Here is a 17,646-nt window from a genome sequence, read left to right as displayed (position 1 = left end):
CAAAATACTTAAATAATGTCTTTAAAATACTGTGTTATTTTAGCCCTGTTTGCTGTACTTAATTTTAAAATTTTACCATTAATGCAAATATTTACTTTATCCACTAAATAAATGTTTACATCATACTTCAAATTTCTTTTGTTATACTCTAATGACATCAATTCATTTATAATCTTCTCAATTTCCTCAAGCATCATATTCTTCTGAAGCATCTTTTTATCCAAAATAGCTTTTTTCAAAGAAGGCTTAACTTCCTTCATTATCTTATAAAGATTTATTTGCTTCCACCTTGCCACTCTAATATTTAAATCTCTAAAAATTTCATTTTCATCTTTTCTTATAATAGGAACATCATGAAGCTGACCTTCAAGCTTTTTTACTGTAGGATTAACGCTGTCAAACTTGCTCATAATAAATAAGTCACCATAATCATATTCAGTTCTTATAATTCTTCCATAAATCTGTTTTAAGTCTATGGACACAATTGGAAAATTAACCTTTGCATAAGCCTGCCAATAGTTTTTTCCTCTTTCAACTTGATTTTCTATTAATGATTTATAAAAAGGTTCCTTACTATTGATATTAGGAACTTTATCTAAAATCACTGTAGTCATTGCATCTCCTGGAATATCTATTCCTTCAAAATATCCCTTTGACCCTAGTAGAATATATCTTTCATCTCTGGATTTCAATCTTTCTATGTCCTTTTTACCATATACAACCTTTATTCCTAAAGTTCTTAAACTTTCTGAAGCTTCTTCTTTAAAGGCATCAAGTCTTTTCCTACTGGTAAATAGAATAATAATATTTCCTTCAACATTATGTAAAAGCTTTATAACAAATTTTTTCATTTCTTCTGAAAAAGCACATATATCGTTAGGATCAATATTCTCCATAGCATATATTACACTTTTACCTTTATAATCAAACACAGGCTTTATAGGCGGAACCTCTACTATTTCTTTATTTTGGGACTTTGCAATGTTTATTCCTAGAGTATTTCTCAAACTATTATAACCACTATCTGTGCTTAAGGTTGCAGATATAAAAAGACAACTCTTAACACTGCTTAGAACTTTTTCATAAAAAGCACCAGATACATCTAAAGGAATACTGGATATTTTCCACCATTTAAAAAATTTATCTACTTCAAAATAAAAACAATATCCTTCTTCACTTTGATTTATTACATCCTCTAAGAGTCTGCTGTAACCATTTATCCCTTCTACTTTTTCCATTAATATTTTAAGTCTTTTATCTTTTTGAAGAGTAGATATATCCTTTAAAACTGAAATAGCCTTCTCCAAGCTTATGTTCAAGCTACTTAAATCTTCTTTAAGATATTCTAAATATCTTATTATGCCTGACATTTTAGCATTGTTTTTATTTAAATGGTCTTTTATATTATAATCCTTACTTATTCCACTTTGAGTTATATAATTTTCAAAGGAAGCTTTAATATTTGCCATTTGTCTTATACACTGCTCTATGCAAGATTCTACTTCACTTAAAGGCAAAGTATCCTTTTTAGCTCTCCTTGATAAATAATATAGATATCCGCTTTTTTTCGGGCTATTATATATTTCCTTAAGATACTTTTCAAATTCATAGGAAACCAAAGAATTTTCAAAAGCATCATAGGCTTCTTGAGTGAGATTATGTGCTTCATCCACTACAATATTTTCAAGAGGAACTATACTCTTATATGGCCACTTTAACAATAAAGAATGATTTACCACAATGAGTTGAGCTTCCTTAAGTGCTTCAACCTTTGCTGCATAATAACATCGATCTTTATATCTACAAGCTCCCACATCACAAAGTTCCGAATCACAATTACACTGATTTATCAAGAAATCTAAATTAAATTTTTCCATTATAACAGGACTTATTTCCTCTATTTCCCCAATACCCTTTTCCAGCATTAGTCTTTTCAAATAGACATATCCAATGAGAGTTTTCATATCCACAGGATATTCTATATCACCAAACCTGTCAAAACAGAGGTAATTACTTTTCCCTTTTATCAGGGTATAGCTTACATCTCTCTTCAAATTTAGTGCTTCTAAAAGATTAGGAATATCCTTATCAACCAGTTGATTTTGCAGCCCCTTTGTATTAGTAGATACAATAACCTTCTGCTGCTTGAGATGCGTATATATAGCTGCTGGAAGTAAATACGCCATGCTTTTTCCAAGTCCAGTTGGTGCTTCCATTATGGTAATTTTACCTTTTTCCAATCCTTCTCTTATAAATTTTGATGCATCTCTCTGCTGCGGTCTTAGGGTATAACTTCTCCCATTTCTCCTCCATATTTCTTTATGCTCAAAAAGTTTTTCATAATCCTTCAGTGCAAAAACTGGATATGGTTCATTAGCTTTCTCTTCAAATACAACAGATTTATTTTCTATAAAGCATTTTACATCCTCCATATTTACCTTTGTAATATGCTTATACCAATTCCACTTTTCCAGTTCTGTAATACTCATAGACAGCGAATAACCATTTTCATAATAAAAATGGCTTATAGCATAATTAACCATAAGTATTATATCTTCTACATAACTGAACTCCCTGCAATTATCTTCCTTATAATCAGGAATAAACTTCTTTAATAAATATTGAAGTTCAAAGGACCTAAGCTCTGGAAAAAGAATGGCAAGAAGTTCTATTATATCTAAAAATTCATTATGTATATTAAAAAGCTTTTCTTTAAAAGTTCCATCAAAACAAACCAATGGCATTTCTTCAATAAAAGTTTGTAGTTTTTTAAGCACTTCCTTAAGGTTACAAGAACTATCCAGTTCTTTTTGTGTAATTCCCCTTAAAAGCTGAGAGTCACTTAATTCCACCAATTTACCAGGATTAATCAAGCTTGAAAACCTTGAAATCTCATTGCTTTTTATTTTAACAGCACAAATCCTTATAACTTTATTATCCGTATGTGCAGTTTCTATATCTAAAAATATTACATCATTTAGTACACTATATGTTTTCATATCTTCTCCTTGATAAATAAGTTAAATATTAAAATACAATTTTCAATGTTAAAATATCTTCTTCAATTTCTGCATAAGCTTTAGCATTTATCTTTTCAGCAAGTAATTTCACAATAGAAAGACCTAAACCTGTACTACCTGAACTTCTTGACCTGTCAGCTATATAAAATTTTTCAAATAATAAGTTTACATCTATTTTTTCAGGGTTTTTAACCTTATTTGCAAAACTAAGTTCAACATTTTCTTTTCTTGTAAGTGAAATTTTAACATAGCTTGAGCCATATTTTAATATGTTGGATATTAAATTTTGAACAATTCGTTGTAAAACCATTTTATCTGCTTCAATAAAAATCGTAGTATTTGGCAAGTCAAAAATTGGCTCAATCCCTGCTTCTTTAAAGGAAACAATATTCTGCAGCAAAGCATCTGAAAGGAAATTATTCAAATTAACTTTTTCTAAGTTTATATGTATATTATTATTTTCAATAACTGTTATCTCAAAAAAACTAGTAACAAGATTTTGCAATGTTTCTGATTTCTTTTTTAAAATATTTATTTTTTCTCTTTGCTTTTCTGATAGCTCACTTTTTTCTAATAATTGAAGATAACCCATTATAGAAGTAAGGGGTGTTCTTAAATCATGGGATATATTTGCAATGGAATCCTTAAGCTTTTGTTCATCCCTTAAAACCTCTATTCTCAGCTGCTTTTGAAAATTGATATTTCTATTAATATTACCTGCAAGATATTCTATATCCCTATCCAGCAGAGATATGTCTATTTTCTTTTCTGTTTTACCTTCCAGAATATTTTCTAACTGTTTTCCTATACTTCTTATCTGAACCTTCAAATGAAATACATAAGAAATTAATAAAATAACAGAAATACTTAATATTAGTATAGTAGCCATTATGATCATCCTCATATAATAAACTTATTTTAATTCACATTTACGAAATATATTATAGCTTACTAATAATATAACACTTAATAATACTATTGAATATAGAGAAAACATTACAAATTGATACCAGGAATTATTAGTTAAAACAGTTCTTAATAAATGCATTGGATGCATAGATATTGGTACTTTTAAAGCATTAGCATAGGCCAAATACAATGCATTAAAAAATATTGTGATAACTGATGCTGCAACTGTTCTTACTGTATCCCTAAATATTACTCCAAAGAATATTATAACTGAAAAAATAACAAAGTCTAGTAATGCGCTGCAAACTACTATTTTAAATGAAGTAACTATGGATTGTAGTATTGGGGCATTCCATCCATACCTTAATGTGATAACTACGGCTCCCATAATAGGAAAAATGAGCATAGCTATAGTCGAAACCATAAGTATTGAAAAAACCTTGCATAAAAAAACATTACTTCTACTATTTCCAGACATTATTTTTAATTCTATTATTCTATTTGAAAAACTTTTTCCCATTAATAATGCTATAAAAACACTGGTTAATATAATAAACCCTGTAGAATCGTGCAGCATTGCAATAAATACTTGATATCCACCTAAAGGTAAATTGAAATAATCATTCTCCAAATAACCGCTTGCCATAAAAATTCCAAGAATGAAATTCATGCCAATAGTTAATAGGCAAATATAATCGTGTGTAAGTTCATACATTTCCATTTTTAATAATTTTTTCATTTTATACACTTCCTTTTAATGCAGTTCTGACTTTTTAAAACATAAATATGAAGCTGTTAAAAAAAGTACTATTGTAATAAATCCAATTAATGCTGCTTTTTCAAACTGGTTTGGCACTATTGGTCTATATAAAATAAGACGCATTTGTGCTAGTGGTAATACTTTGAAAGAATTCTCCATTATATTACGTGTTGAATTTAAAAGAACAACATTCATCAAATATACTAAAGTAGAAAATCCAACAGACTTTCCAATGTCTTTAAATATAAAAGTAATAAATACACTTATACTTGATATAGCCATTCCAAGTAAAGAAGTTACTAAAAAAGTTTTTACTAAAACATTTCCATTACTCATCAAATTATGAGAAGTATATCTGTGAAATGCATTATTGGCAATTATACTAATAATTGGACTTGACAAGAGTACAATATTCACTCCAATAAGATAAGCTAAAACCTTACAAATGAATATTTTTGCTCTACTGTGTCCTGCACAAACTGCATTATTTATAGTTCTGTCAATAAAATCATTTCCAAAAGATAATGATCCAAGTAATATAGGAAATATCATAAGTAAACATGTATTATAAAAGCTGGCACCAACATTTTCATATTGTGTAATGTATCCATAACCATCTAAAGGTATAGTGACTCCAATAAATGTACTTATGAAAAATATTATCCAAAAACTCTTGCTTTGAAATAATTTATAAACCTCTATGCGAAAAAGATTAATCACATTTATTACCTCCAATTCTACGGATAAAGTAATCTTCAAGATTATCTCCATCTAGAGAAATTCCAGTTATTATTAAATTATTTCTTGATAATGCTGTTGAAACAGATTTAATGTCTTCCAAATAATCATATAAACGAATTGATTTATCTGGCATAATTTGATAGTTCATTGTATGAAGCTGTTCTTCCAAAATAGCTGCTGCTGCTGATACATCATCTACTTTAATTGAAATATGCTTTTTACATTTCTCATTTAGTTCTGCTTGAGTTAAATTTTCTAAAATCACACCATGAGAAATGATAATATAATGATCAACAGTTTGATAAAGTTCCTCCAAGATATGGCTGGAAATTAGAATAGTCATTCCCTTTTCCTTATTTAATCTTTTTATAAGTTCCCTTATTTCCACAATACCAATAGGATCAAGTCCATTTACAGGTTCATCCAAAATTAAAAATTCAGGATCGTTAATTAAAGCAAGAGCAATTCCTAAACGCTGTCTCATCCCCAGTGAAAAATCCTTTACCTTCTTTTTTCCCGTACCCTTTAATCCAACTAATTCTAATGTATCATAAATAACCTTTTTATCGGGAATACCTCTTTGAATACGTTGAATTTCTAAATTTTGATAAGCTGTCATATTAGGATATAAAGCTGGAGTTTCAACCATACAGCCTATGCGCTTTCTTTGTTGTTGAAGCTGCTTTTCTCCAGTTTGTCCAAATAAATATAATTCACCAGAAGTAGGAAAAGATAACCCAGTAATAAGTCTTATTAAAGTAGTTTTTCCTGCTCCATTTTGTCCAACAAAACCATAAGTATTTCCCTTTGCAAGCTTTATATTTATACCATCCAATGCTTGTGTATTTTTATATTTTTTTGTTAAGTTTTTAGTTTCTAAAACGTAAGTCATAGTTACATCTCCTTTGCTTTTCTATATTTTCATTTTAAAAATTTTATATAAAGAAAAACTTAAATCAATTCTAAAGAAAACCTTAAATAATTTTCAACATAAGAAATAAGCAGGTGTTGTTCCTGCTTATTTATATTAGTATATAATTTATTCATGCAACTTATAGCCCATTCCCCAAATGGTTTCTATATATTCTTCATTAGGATTTGCACTTTTAAGTTTATTTCTAATATTGCTTATATGAACATTTAATGTATTATCCTCACTAAAATATTCCTCTTTCCAAATGCTTTCAAATAAATTAGCCTTTGAAAAAACTTTTTGCGGATGACTTAATAATAACAACAAAATGCCATACTCCTTTGATGTGAGCACTAATGTATTCCCATTTACTATTACCTTTTTTTCTTCTTCATTTAAAGTAATGTCTTTATAAGTTAAAATTAGCTCTTTTTCAATTGTACTTGATGTATCTGACTTACAACGTCTTAAATTGCTCTCTATCCTTGCTAGTACTTCATTTAAATCAAAGGGCTTGGTCACATAATCATCTGCACCCAAACGTAATAAATCCACCTTTGTATGTACCATATCTTTAGCAGATAATATTATTACAGGAATATCCGAAAAAGAACGAAGTTCTCTTAATATTTCATCCCCACTTTTAAATGGCAGCATTAAATCCAAAAGAACTAAATTATAATTTAAAGTCCTTAACTCCCTCATGCCATCTATTCCAGTATTAGATACTTTTATATCATATCCGCTTTCCTCCAAAAATTCCTTAAGTAAACTACAAATTTCCAAGTCATCTTCTATAATTAAAATCTTTTTCTGCATTCTTATCACCAACCAAATTACTCTTTTTCTGTATATTACTAAGTATATACTATACGCTTCAGCTTATCAAACAGAGGCTTTCAGTAGGCTTCTATTGACTATTAAATGCACTTTATTTAATTTAATAAAAAAATTACAATCTATGTAATACTTCCCAATTGTAGGGGTTTTGCTGTATATTATAATAAGAAGATATATAATTTGGTAACATTTATTATTTAATAGTTGAAAAAAATTTAAAATTTTAATGTCTAAAAGGTTACATAAATTAATTGTTTGTGAAATCCCATAAGCAACTATAATAATAAATACAGCCGATATAGGGGGTTTTAAAATGAAAAAAGAAAATAATGAAGATGGATTAAAAAGAGAAGTTGGTCTTGGAGTGGCTATACTTTTTGTAATCGGAAGCACCATTGGATCAGGAATATTCATGGCTCCACAAAATTTAGCTAAATCATCATCACCTGGTGTTTCAATTCTTGCATGGATTATTACCGAACTAGGAGCTATTATGATAGCCTTAAGTTTTTCTAGCGTTGCTGCTAAAATTCCTAAGACAGGAGGTTGTGTAGAATATACTCGCGTTGCTTTTGGTGAATTTGCTGCTTTTATTGTAGCTTGGTTTTATTGGGTTGGACAATCCACTGGAGGAGCCGCACTTATTATTGCTTGTTTAAGATATATGAGCAAAATTTTTCCTGTAATTGCAACTAGTAATTTACTGGCATTTGCTATTGGATGTATAATATTTTGTTCATTAACTTACATAAACATTAGAGGTATAAGGCAAGGTATGATGATATCAACAATAACAACCATTTGTAAGTTGTTACCTTTAGGATTATTTGTATTACTTGCAATTTTCCATTTTGACCCTGCGAACTTTCATACTGTTTCACAAGTATCTGTTCAAAAAAATGGTTCAAATGGCCTCTCTTCGCTTTCAGCTGCAATAGCAATTACTATGTGGTCATTTACAGGAATAGAAAGTGCAACAACAGCAGGTGGTGAAATCAAAGATCCTGAAAAAAATATAAAAAGAGCAACTATTTTTGGAACGTTAGGCTTAGTGGTTGTTTACTTATTAGTCAGTATCCTTTCTACAGGTATATTGCCACAAGATCAACTTGCACAATCAAAAGCTCCAATTGCAGATATGTTAAACAAAATGACAGGTGGAACTTGGGGTGGTTTATTTATTGCAGCTGGTGTTGTCATTTCTACACTTGGATGTGCTAATGGTGGAATAATAGTAGCATCTCGTTCAGCTTTTTCAGCTGCACAAAATAATTTATTTCCTCCAATATTTTCAAGATTAAATAAGAAATACAATACACCTTCTGCTTCTATTATAATCAGCAGTATATTTTCATTAATACTAATTTCAATGAATTATTTTAAGGGACTTAATGCAGCCTATGAATTTGTTATGTTACTTGCAACAATGGTAGCACTGCCACCTTATGTATTTGTTGCAGCTGCTGATATTGTAATTGCTAGAAAACAAGGTAATAAAATTACAATATTTAGTTTTATCAAAAATTCACTTGTACCACTTCTAGCATTTATCTATGCTTTATATACAATATATGGAACTGGATCTGAATCTGTTATGTGGGGATTTTTACTTATGCTTGGTGGTATTCCACTCTACTTATTTGTCAGATTAAGAGCTAATGTAAAAGAATCAGCTTAAACAAATTTATATTTAGGAAAATCTTATTAATTTGTAATTTAAATTATTTACAATTAGAAATTCAGATTAGCTAATATTAAGCATCTTGAATTTCTAATTGTTTTGATTATATAAAACAACTTATAGTAACTAATTATTTAATACCTTATTTAATAATCCTTTTGAATAAACATTTGTATAAATTTTTACAAATACAATCTGAATAATGATAACTATTATTGAAACTATGCCACAATACTTCGCAGCTGTCCATCCATAATCACAAATAGTATTGATGGAATAATTATAAAACATAGCAATGATAGCTCCAATAAATACAGGAACCATAAACATAAAATAATGCTTATTTAAAATCAAATGTTTAGCTTCCTCTTCCTTCATCCCCATTTTATACAAGTCCCTATATTTCCTATATTCATCTTCAAATTCTAATTGTAATTTTAAATGCAGTATTATGTTTGCTGAAAACCAAAACAAAATCACCACAAAAGCTACAGTAACAGTCAAAAACAATGATGATTGCTCAGCTGTTTTATATTGCTCAATTCTTGAACTAATTTTATAACGCTTTAACTCCGAACCATCTTCATGGTTTAACTTATTTAATTGTTGTTGTAGTGTTTCCACTATATCTCCTGATTTTTTCCAATCCTCAAAGTTAAATAATTTTGAAACCACAATTTGATAATCCTTAGAAGTATTTTTAATTTGTTCATAATCATCATTATTGACTATTATTGTTCTATCAGCCATATAATTTTTATCAACCAATATGTCTACTTTGCTTCCTGCCGATTTTAGATTTAATTCTTTGTCACTGCATGTAAAAAGCATCTTCTCTGGAGCACTTAAATCATGTGCATAACCATCTTTTAAATCATACATAAATATTGTCATGAAAGTACCCTTTTTTATATTATAATTTCGCTTTAAAGTAGAATTCACCTGTGATTCCGACAATATATTAAATGCCCCATTTCTTAAGAATTCCATTGATTTTTCTTCTGTTACTTTTGTACTTCCACCCTTCAATATTTCTTCTAAAGCTTTATCAGAAATTTGATTTATTTTGCCCATTTGAGCAAACTCCATTTCATATGGAGTATATGTAACAGCATTTTTAGTAAAACTAGGATATGTTATCATACAAAGTGCAACAAAAAATATGGCAAATTCAAACAACCATACCATTGAAGTTAAAATCTTCTTAGTGGAGTGAAAATGATACTTTAAATCAGAAAAAAACAAACTATTTTTGAGATAATATGATTTATTATTTTTTTCTAACCATAGTATAATAATATCCGAATTACCAATAATGAAATAGGTTCCTATAAGGCATAAAAGCATGCTGTAAAACCACACATCAGTAGAATGTCCTGCTTTATAGTTTCTTATCATAATAGTTACTGCAGTGATTAACATAACTATACCAATATAAAATATTGCCTTATGAGTTTTTTTCTCTTTATCTGCTTTATATCGTTCCTTTATTAAATCTATAATCTTCATTTTTAATGATTGAAAAATACTTATTATTACAGTAATTATAAATACTGCTCCATAAAAAAGTATTGTAACCCCATAAGCTTTAATATTCATCTGATACTTTAAAGCTGAAATGCCAATAAATTTTATTATAACTTCATAAAAAGCCATAGAAATAAAAGTTCCTATAAACAATCCAGATGCAACAGAAATTAAAGCAATTATTCCATTTTCAAACAACATATTGATTAAAACCTCTTTTTCTGTCATTCCCAGTGTCATCAAAATTCCATAATCATTTCTACGAAGCTTTTGAAATGCATTATGAGAATATGGAACAAACAATACAATAAATATTGAAACAAGAAGACTTGGAGCTATAATATTACTTGAAATACTTGTATCAATTACTGATGGATTCTTCATAAATGAATTGTTTGTAAATAAAGCAGCAAAACAATAAAATAAGATAACAGAAAATGTATTACATATAAAATACAATAAATACCGTTTAAAGTTTACTTTAAGCATTTTTAAAGCTATCTTATTAAAATTCATCAAAATCACCACCAATTAAAGAAAGTACATCTAATATTTCATGAAAAAATTCCTTTCTAGATGCTTTTTTTGATATATCTGAAATGATTTTCCCATCCTTTAACAAAACCACTCGGCTGCAGTAACTTGCAGCAAAAGAATCATGTGTTACCATCAGTACACTTGTCCCCAAATTTTCATTTACTTTGCTCAAATAATTCATAACATCCTTTGTTGATTTAGAATCCAAGTTTCCTGTAGGTTCATCTGCAAATATTATATCTGGCTCATTTACAAGTGCTCTGCATATAGCTGCACGCTGTTTTTGTCCTCCAGAAATTTCATATACATTTTTGTTCAATATATCTGAAATTCCAAGCAGCTGTGTAAGTTCTTGAGTTTTAGCCTCCATTTCTTCCATTTCCCTTTTATCCAAAATCATTGGCATCATTATATTTTCTTTTACATTTAAGCTGTCAATCAAATTAAATTCTTGAAAAACCATTCCCATCTTATGTCTTCTAAACAATGCCAATTGTGATTTGCTCATATTAATTAAATCATTTCCATTAAATAAAACCCTTCCCCCATCAGCAGAATCTATTCCACTTATTATATTTAATAAGGTGGTTTTCCCGCTACCAGATGGTCCCATAATTGCAAACAATTCTCCTGTTTTTACTTTCAAATTAACTTCACTTAAAACTTTAACCTTATCTTTCTTGCTCAATTTATAGCTTTTTTCCAATTTTTCAATATCCAATATATTCATCTTATTTTCTCCAATTATTTTTATTATATTATAATTTTAAATCTAAAGTGACTACATCAACTAATCAAGTGATTCTTACAATCAAAAGTCATAAAATAAATGTAGCATAGTTACAATTATACTCTTAATTACTATACTTTTTCATCTGTATAATAATTAAGATAGTCTCATATGTAAAAAAATATAATTTTTTCAAATATAATTTCCTCGGAATCGATAAAGTGATACTGAAATTGGTTAACTATTTTCACTCCGCAGCTATAAGAGTTAAAAAACTTGAACCAGATAAAACCTTTATGATAGTTTTCTTTGGCCAAACAGATTAGAATTTGCAAATGAACCTATGTATTAATATATACTTACAACAATATTTTTTTCTTTTCCAATTGCACTCTCATAAAATTCCAAAAGTCCTTTGATCTCAGAAATAATTTCATTATACAAGCTTTCTTTATATTTAAGATCTTTTAGTGCAGGACTCCATATATTAGGATATATTTCATTACTAATAAAATCCTCTATCTTAAATTTTGTGTGTAATTTTTCATAATCAATACATTTTAATAAATAAACTATTTCCTTTATATCTTTTATAAGAATTCTAATCTATTTCTTTATCTTATGAGCGGTAATAATGGTATAACTATATGCATTAACTGTTATTTCACAACTATCTATTCTTATATACCAATTTTTTCCTCTCATAGTTATTGTGGCATTGAGATTTAGTATTTTGTTTCTGCACCATTTTACTACATCCCCCACATCTAAAGAAAGATTCTTTTTAATTCGTCCAACTCCTAGCTTCGTTGTATGCAGCTTATCTAAGTTTTGTATTAATTCATCTTTGTTATCATTCATTTTTGTCACCATATATTTTCCTTTGCAAAATTGTTCTTTGTGAATAAGTAATGGCTAAGGAAGAATAGTTAATAATATGAAGTTTTAAAGAAAGGTACTGAATCCATAGTGAAAAGAATTAATCCTATAAGTAAAATATAAGATTAATTCTTTTGCTATACTTATAAATTTTTTGTTTCATCAACAAGAGTTTTTGAGATTGTGGTTATTTCATCTATTGTGGCATTCATTTCTTCTGTAGCTGCAGCATGATTTTCAGCAACTGCATTAGCTTCATTTACTTGGTTAACTATAGCATCAATAGATTTTTTCATTTCAATTAAGGAAGACATAACCTTCTTAGACGATTCGCTGCTGTTTTGTGATAATTTTCTCATTTCCTGAGCTACAACAGAAAAGCCTTTGCCTGCATCTCCAGCTCTTGATGCTTCTATTGCGGCATTTAGTGCTAATAAATTAGATTGTGAGGCTATACTCTGAATAGAAGTAATTATCGAATCAGTTTCATTAATTTTCTCATTTGTGTCATTAGCAGCAGATAAGATACCATTAATGACATTAGATAACTTTTGAGAACCTCCAGCAATTTCTTCAATTGCGCCATTTGTTTGACCAAGAGAAGTGAATAAATTTTTAGCTGAATTCTCTATACGCGCTTGTTTGTCTAAACTTTTACCTAATCCTACAGCTCCAATTACTTTTCCATTAGAATCTCTTATTGGATAAGCAATTGCCTTGAAATCAATTCCATAAGCTTCCTTAGGTACTACAGCAGAAAATACTCTATTTTTTTCCATAGCTATAAATAATGGGTTGTCTTTTGGAACTTTGTCCCCTTCCTTAAAAGCTACAGGAACCTTATCATTTATAAATACTGCGATACATTTTTCCCTATCAGTAATACATGTAGATACATCTTCTTGAATAAGCTCTCCTAAAATTGGTAGTATACTTTTTAAAGAGTTAATTATACCATTTTCCATACTATTCCTCCATGGGGTATTAAATATTTTATTCTGTAATTTAAATATCGAATAATTTTTTATAAAATTTACCTTATAACAACTATTACTACCGCCCCCATCTTCTATCAAAGATTTAGCCATCCTCTCCTACTTTAACAAGATGCGAGTATTAGAGCGGGTAGTTATCGGATAAAAGAAGATCATATTAAATTTTAATTGATTTAACATGATCTTCTATATACTGAATTGATTTTAGCTAGAATCTAAAATCTCTCTTTCCTTCTTTTAATTCTGTAAGATGCTCTTTTACAATTGCTTTAACTTTTTCATTAGGTATCTTTTCTACTTCTTCCATTATTAAAGCTTCTCCTTTTCCCCTTGTAATACTGGAAGCATAATCTTCTAAATATTCCTTAAGAGTCATTAAAGCATTGGGCTGACAACAATTTGCAATCTGTCCTGATTTAACAAGGCTCATGAACCTATCACCAGTTCTTCCCTCACGATAACAGGCAGTACAGAAGCTTGGAATATAATTCATTTCTAAAAGCCAGTTTACAATTTCATCAAGAGTACGATTATCATTAACATCAAATTGTGCTGAATTGTCATCTTCTGTTTCAGGTTCTGCATAACCACCAACACTAGTTTTAGAACCACCACTGATTTGTGATATACCCAATTCAAGTACACGTTCACGTGTTTTCTTTGATTCACGAGTAGATACAATCATACCTGTATATGGCACTGCAATACGAATAACTGTTACAATTTTTGCAAAAATATCATCTGATATTGCATTTGAAAAGTTTTCAGGATCAATGTCATCTGCTGGACGAATACGAGGAACACTTATAGTATGTGGTCCTACTCCAATAGCAGCTTCTAAATGTTCAGCATGCATCAAAAGCCCTACAAAATCATATTTATACATATTAAGTCCAAATAAAACACCCAGTCCTACATCATCAATACCACCTTCCATAGCACGATCCATGGCTTCAGTGTGATATGCATAGTCATGTTTTGGTCCTGTAGGATGGAGTTCTTCATAACTCTTCTTATTATACGTCTCTTGAAAAAGTATGTATGTTCCAATCCCTGCATCTTTAAGTTTCCTATAATTTTCTACAGTAGTAGCAGCAATATTTACATTTACACGTCTTATTGCTCCATTTTTATGTTTTATTCCGTATATTGTTTCAATACATTCAAGAATATATTCAATAGGATTATTTACAGGATCTTCTCCTGCTTCTAAAGCTAGTCTCTTATGTCCCATATCTTGAAGTGCAATAGTCTCCTGCTTAATTTCTTCTTGAGACAACTTTTTTCTTGCTATATGTTTATTTTTATAATGATATGGGCAATAAACACATCCATTTATACAATAATTTGAAAGATAAAGAGGAGCAAACATTACTATACGATTTCCATAAAATTTTTGTTTTATTTCTTTAGCAAGTTTGAATATCTTTTCATTTTCATCTTCCAAATCACATTCTAATAATACTGCAGCCTCTCTATGTGTCAAGCCCTTACAGTCCTTTGCTCTTTCAATAAGACTATTTATAAGTTCACGATTATTTTTATTTTTTTCTGCATAATCAAGTGTTTCCTTAATTTCTTCATCATTAATAAATTCAGTTGCAATTTTAGATTTACAGTTATACATTACAATTCCTCCAATTTTATTCAATTATTATTGGGTAGTTACTTTCGAATAAACTGTTTTAATATTTACATTTGGTATCATGCCTAATTTTCCAGAAAGAGCACTGATAACATCATTAGGTGCCTCTATAACAATAGTTATTATATTCATATGTCGCTTTGCTTGTGGAATTCCCATTCTTCCCAAAATATAATCACTATATTCATGCAAAACAGCATTTATTTTTTCTACAGCCTCCGAATTTTCAACAATAGTTCCAATGATAGCAATCCTGTTTTCCATACCAAAAATCCTTTCCTAATAATAAAATAAAAAATCCTTGTTCCCAAAAAGGTACAAGGATAGCAAACAAATCGCAAACAACCACATATAAATGGATTTCCCGAATTTATAACAACTATTCTCTCGCCTTCTCATTTGGGACGAACCCTCATGTATTAGTACGATACTTTTTTAATTAATACTTTTATGACTATCTCTAAGAAGACACACAAAAAGCAAATTCTCAGATACCAAGCCAAAAGTAATTTATCCTATTATCAATCATTTTATCAAATTTTTTTACATAATTCAATCATATTTATTCTCTAGCTGCTTTTTCATTTACTATTTTCTCAAACTTCTTATCTGAGAGAATTTCATTTGTCATGAATTCACCATTATAAAATAAACTATAAGTAACAAAAGGAGCTGGTGCCATTTTTGCTTCTTCAGTGGATTCAATTTTAATTGCCTTAAAGGCAATTTTTTTGTCATGAGCAATTTTTTCAATGATAGGTACATATTTTGCAGTAAATGGACATTGGTTTGAGTAATACAAAACAAAACCTTGCTCTTTAATTGAAGGTGATTTTATATGTTTCATAAAACAAGGTTTACATGCATTTTCACTAAAAGGTAAATAGAATAATTCATAAAAAGGTCCTGAAGTATCAGCTAGTTTAAATCCCTTATATTTTAAATACTTGGGATCTGAAATATATGGAATTTTCTTTTTGGCAGACAATATTACCAATCCTAACTTTCCTTTTTTCTTACTATCAGCAATACAAGCCTTCAGAAGTTCATTTGAATATCCTTCTCCTTTAAATTTCCCTGATACCCACAAGCAATCAATAAACATATAATCATTTGCTTCAATAGGACACCATGCATTTTCTGCTGGCACATATTCTATAAAACATTTTCCCCTGACATTTCCCTTTAGAAATACTAAGCCTTCTTTAAAACGTTTCTTCAACCATTGTTTTTTGGATACAACTTGACAATCTTCATTGTTCGAAATTGCACAACAAATATGTTCTTCTTCTATATTTTTCTCCGTAACCTTTATCAGTTCCATCATATTCTCCTCCTAATTTTATTTTACCATATATCGTAATACTGTCTTCAATTTGTCTTCCTCAACTTTTCTGGCATCACTAAGATAAATTTCTCTATGAATCATTAATTTCCTTTGAAGGCCACTATTCTCCATAAATTCTTTCATCTTTGCAAAGTTTTCTGGCTCATTGTCATAAGATCCTTTGTGCAGCATTTGAATACTTAAACCGTCCTCTAACTCATCAAACACAATTTCATCTAATAGTGGATGAGGTTTTTTCTTGCAGGCAATTGCTAGTGCCTTTTGTGCAACATTTTCATCCACAAAGTCAGGTTGCCTGATCATAATAGTATATAATAACTCATCTTTATTTAAAATCTCTGCTTTTTTACCTTTTTCTGTTAAATCCCACAAACCTTCTAGTGGATATACTGTATATTCAAAATATCCTTCTGGTGTAAATCCATTCTTAGGCATCATTCTAACAGCATATGACATAGTATATAGCACTCCTATTCTCTCCGAAAAATCTTCATCATTAGGGTTTCCTTTACCCTTTATCATAAAAAATTTCTGTTTTGGAATTTTAACTAACTCAGGAATTGCTTTTGGCAAATATAATTCTTTTTCATGTTTTCTCCATTCATGTTTCATGCTACTTATCTCCTTTATACTAACATTTGTAATGATTGATTCTTAATAAATTTAATTTCAAATCTACACTATATAATGATATTCTTGATCTTTCTTTTTTATAGTATAACAAAAGTAACATGACAACTGTATGTCATATTTGCTAATTACTCAACTCTTAAACATAACTATTTCTTTTTTGTGAGAAAAAATTTTTATAATTGTATTAACAAATTTACATATAAGTGGTATTATAGGAATTGTTAGTAAAGTTCGAACATTATTAATGATATCAAAAGTAATAAAAATGAATATTAACTATATTTTAATGGGGAGCTCATGTTTTGGGCTGAGAAAGGACTAGTAAGTGCCTGACTCTTATAACTTGATCGGAGTAATGTCCGCGTAGGGAAGGTTTAAAATATTTAGCACACCTGTTTCTACAGATGTGCTTTTTGATTTATAAATTTATATATAGATGATTGCAGAATTGAAAGTTGAAAAATGTGGATAACTTTTGGAGCTTTGCT

Annotated in this window: 16 protein-coding genes, 1 pseudogene and 1 riboswitch; of the genes and pseudogenes, 2 read left to right on the top strand and 15 right to left on the bottom strand. The window is 29.1% G+C overall.

Annotated elements, in window-relative coordinates; genetic code table 11:
* Positions 1-8 precede the first annotated feature (8 nt).
* The 6 genes from EG57_RS0203695 to EG57_RS0203670 all read right to left on the bottom strand — a co-directional run bounded on the left by EG57_RS0203695 (position 9) and on the right by EG57_RS0203670 (position 7,162).
* Positions 9-2,999, bottom strand: coding sequence for a helicase C-terminal domain-containing protein (locus EG57_RS0203695; protein WP_032075944.1), 2,991 nt, complete (start codon positions 2,997-2,999; stop codon positions 9-11).
* Between the two features lie 28 nt (positions 3,000-3,027).
* Entirely contained in the window at positions 3,028-3,909 is an 882-nt protein-coding gene (locus EG57_RS0203690; protein WP_032075943.1) for a sensor histidine kinase, read from the bottom strand.
* A 24-nt stretch (positions 3,910-3,933) separates the two neighbouring features.
* Positions 3,934-4,668: an ABC transporter permease gene (locus tag EG57_RS0203685; RefSeq protein WP_032075942.1), complete on the bottom strand. Its 735-nt coding sequence runs from the start codon at positions 4,666-4,668 to the stop codon at positions 3,934-3,936.
* 15 nt (positions 4,669-4,683) lie between these two features.
* Positions 4,684-5,409 (bottom strand): ABC transporter permease, encoded by a 726-nt coding sequence (locus EG57_RS0203680; protein ID WP_242859804.1) that lies wholly within the window; start codon positions 5,407-5,409, stop codon positions 4,684-4,686.
* Positions 5,402-6,322: an ABC transporter ATP-binding protein gene (locus EG57_RS0203675; protein WP_032075940.1), complete on the bottom strand. Its 921-nt coding sequence runs from the start codon at positions 6,320-6,322 to the stop codon at positions 5,402-5,404. Before EG57_RS0203675 ends, EG57_RS0203680 begins: the two co-directional genes overlap by 8 nt.
* 147 nt (positions 6,323-6,469) lie before the next feature.
* Positions 6,470-7,162, bottom strand: coding sequence for a response regulator transcription factor (locus EG57_RS0203670; RefSeq protein WP_032075939.1), 693 nt, complete (start codon positions 7,160-7,162; stop codon positions 6,470-6,472).
* A 334-nt stretch (positions 7,163-7,496) separates the two neighbouring features.
* Between EG57_RS0203670 and EG57_RS0203665 the strand changes: the two genes are divergently transcribed.
* On the top strand, positions 7,497-8,861 hold the full coding sequence (locus EG57_RS0203665) for an APC family permease (RefSeq protein ID WP_032075938.1): 1,365 nt from the start codon (positions 7,497-7,499) through the stop codon (positions 8,859-8,861).
* 129 nt (positions 8,862-8,990) lie between these two features.
* On the opposite strand, the gene EG57_RS0203660 is transcribed toward EG57_RS0203665, so the two are convergent.
* Both EG57_RS0203660 and EG57_RS0203655 read right to left on the bottom strand, forming a co-directional pair.
* The gene (locus EG57_RS0203660; protein ID WP_032075937.1) at positions 8,991-10,907 is read right to left on the bottom strand and encodes an FtsX-like permease family protein; all 1,917 of its coding nucleotides are present in this window, start codon (positions 10,905-10,907) and stop codon (positions 8,991-8,993) included.
* The gene (locus EG57_RS0203655; RefSeq protein ID WP_032075936.1) at positions 10,897-11,658 is read right to left on the bottom strand and encodes an ABC transporter ATP-binding protein; all 762 of its coding nucleotides are present in this window, start codon (positions 11,656-11,658) and stop codon (positions 10,897-10,899) included. Before EG57_RS0203655 ends, EG57_RS0203660 begins: the two co-directional genes overlap by 11 nt.
* Positions 11,659-11,831: 173 nt before the next feature.
* On the opposite strand from EG57_RS0203655, the pseudogene EG57_RS27435 reads away from it, so the two are divergent.
* Positions 11,832-11,924: pseudogene (locus tag EG57_RS27435) on the top strand (hypothetical protein); the annotation flags it as partial.
* Positions 11,925-12,006: 82 nt separating this feature from the next.
* Here EG57_RS27435 and EG57_RS27430 read toward each other — a convergent pair.
* The 7 genes from EG57_RS27430 to EG57_RS0203625 form a co-directional block, all read right to left on the bottom strand.
* Positions 12,007-12,243: a DUF1877 family protein gene (locus EG57_RS27430; protein ID WP_414629338.1), complete on the bottom strand. Its 237-nt coding sequence runs from the start codon at positions 12,241-12,243 to the stop codon at positions 12,007-12,009.
* A 21-nt stretch (positions 12,244-12,264) separates the two neighbouring features.
* The gene (locus EG57_RS0203650; protein ID WP_029161880.1) at positions 12,265-12,519 is read right to left on the bottom strand and encodes a DUF3781 domain-containing protein; all 255 of its coding nucleotides are present in this window, start codon (positions 12,517-12,519) and stop codon (positions 12,265-12,267) included.
* Positions 12,520-12,680: 161 nt separating this feature from the next.
* Positions 12,681-13,502 carry a methyl-accepting chemotaxis protein gene (locus tag EG57_RS0203645; protein ID WP_032075934.1) on the bottom strand — a complete coding sequence of 274 codons (822 nt, stop codon included), beginning with the start codon at positions 13,500-13,502 and terminating at the stop codon, positions 12,681-12,683.
* A gap of 238 nt (positions 13,503-13,740) precedes the next feature.
* A complete protein-coding gene (gene hydG / locus EG57_RS0203640) occupies positions 13,741-15,159 on the bottom strand; it encodes a [FeFe] hydrogenase H-cluster radical SAM maturase HydG (RefSeq protein WP_032075933.1) in 1,419 nt (472 codons plus the stop codon).
* A 27-nt stretch (positions 15,160-15,186) separates the two neighbouring features.
* Positions 15,187-15,441 carry a TM1266 family iron-only hydrogenase system putative regulator gene (locus EG57_RS0203635; RefSeq protein ID WP_029161877.1) on the bottom strand — a complete coding sequence of 85 codons (255 nt, stop codon included), beginning with the start codon at positions 15,439-15,441 and terminating at the stop codon, positions 15,187-15,189.
* 298 nt (positions 15,442-15,739) lie between these two features.
* Positions 15,740-16,501, bottom strand: coding sequence for a YoaP domain-containing protein (locus EG57_RS0203630; RefSeq protein ID WP_032075932.1), 762 nt, complete (start codon positions 16,499-16,501; stop codon positions 15,740-15,742).
* A gap of 18 nt (positions 16,502-16,519) precedes the next feature.
* Entirely contained in the window at positions 16,520-17,137 is a 618-nt protein-coding gene (locus EG57_RS0203625; RefSeq protein ID WP_032075931.1) for a GyrI-like domain-containing protein, read from the bottom strand.
* Positions 17,138-17,435: 298 nt separating this feature from the next.
* Positions 17,436-17,545: riboswitch (TPP riboswitch) on the top strand.
* Positions 17,546-17,646 lie beyond the last annotated feature (101 nt).

Source organism: Clostridium drakei (genome assembly GCF_000633595.2).
GTDB lineage: Bacteria > Bacillota > Clostridia > Clostridiales > Clostridiaceae > Clostridium_AM > Clostridium_AM drakei.
Note: the sequence above shows the minus strand (reverse complement) of the source record. Positions and strands in the feature narration are given on the sequence as shown.

Excerpts from the sequence above, each read along its gene's own strand:
- hydG (WP_032075933.1), bottom strand. The coding sequence starts at position 15,159 with ATGTATAACTGTAAATCTAAAATTGCAACTGAATTTATTAATGATGAA.
- EG57_RS0203660 (WP_032075937.1), bottom strand. The coding sequence starts at position 10,907 with ATGAATTTTAATAAGATAGCTTTAAAAATGCTTAAAGTAAACTTTAAA.
- EG57_RS0203665 (WP_032075938.1), top strand. The coding sequence starts at position 7,497 with ATGAAAAAAGAAAATAATGAAGATGGATTAAAAAGAGAAGTTGGTCTT.
- EG57_RS0203690 (WP_032075943.1), bottom strand. The coding sequence starts at position 3,909 with ATGGCTACTATACTAATATTAAGTATTTCTGTTATTTTATTAATTTCT.
- EG57_RS0203650 (WP_029161880.1), bottom strand. The coding sequence starts at position 12,519 with ATGAATGATAACAAAGATGAATTAATACAAAACTTAGATAAGCTGCAT.
- EG57_RS0203670 (WP_032075939.1), bottom strand. The coding sequence starts at position 7,162 with ATGCAGAAAAAGATTTTAATTATAGAAGATGACTTGGAAATTTGTAGT.
- EG57_RS0203625 (WP_032075931.1), bottom strand. The coding sequence starts at position 17,137 with ATGAAACATGAATGGAGAAAACATGAAAAAGAATTATATTTGCCAAAA.
- EG57_RS0203655 (WP_032075936.1), bottom strand. The coding sequence starts at position 11,658 with ATGAATATATTGGATATTGAAAAATTGGAAAAAAGCTATAAATTGAGC.
- EG57_RS0203685 (WP_032075942.1), bottom strand. The coding sequence starts at position 4,668 with ATGAAAAAATTATTAAAAATGGAAATGTATGAACTTACACACGATTAT.
- EG57_RS0203695 (WP_032075944.1), bottom strand. The coding sequence starts at position 2,999 with ATGAAAACATATAGTGTACTAAATGATGTAATATTTTTAGATATAGAA.
- EG57_RS0203645 (WP_032075934.1), bottom strand. The coding sequence starts at position 13,502 with ATGGAAAATGGTATAATTAACTCTTTAAAAAGTATACTACCAATTTTA.
- EG57_RS0203630 (WP_032075932.1), bottom strand. The coding sequence starts at position 16,501 with ATGGAACTGATAAAGGTTACGGAGAAAAATATAGAAGAAGAACATATT.
- EG57_RS0203635 (WP_029161877.1), bottom strand. The coding sequence starts at position 15,441 with ATGGAAAACAGGATTGCTATCATTGGAACTATTGTTGAAAATTCGGAG.
- EG57_RS0203675 (WP_032075940.1), bottom strand. The coding sequence starts at position 6,322 with ATGACTTACGTTTTAGAAACTAAAAACTTAACAAAAAAATATAAAAAT.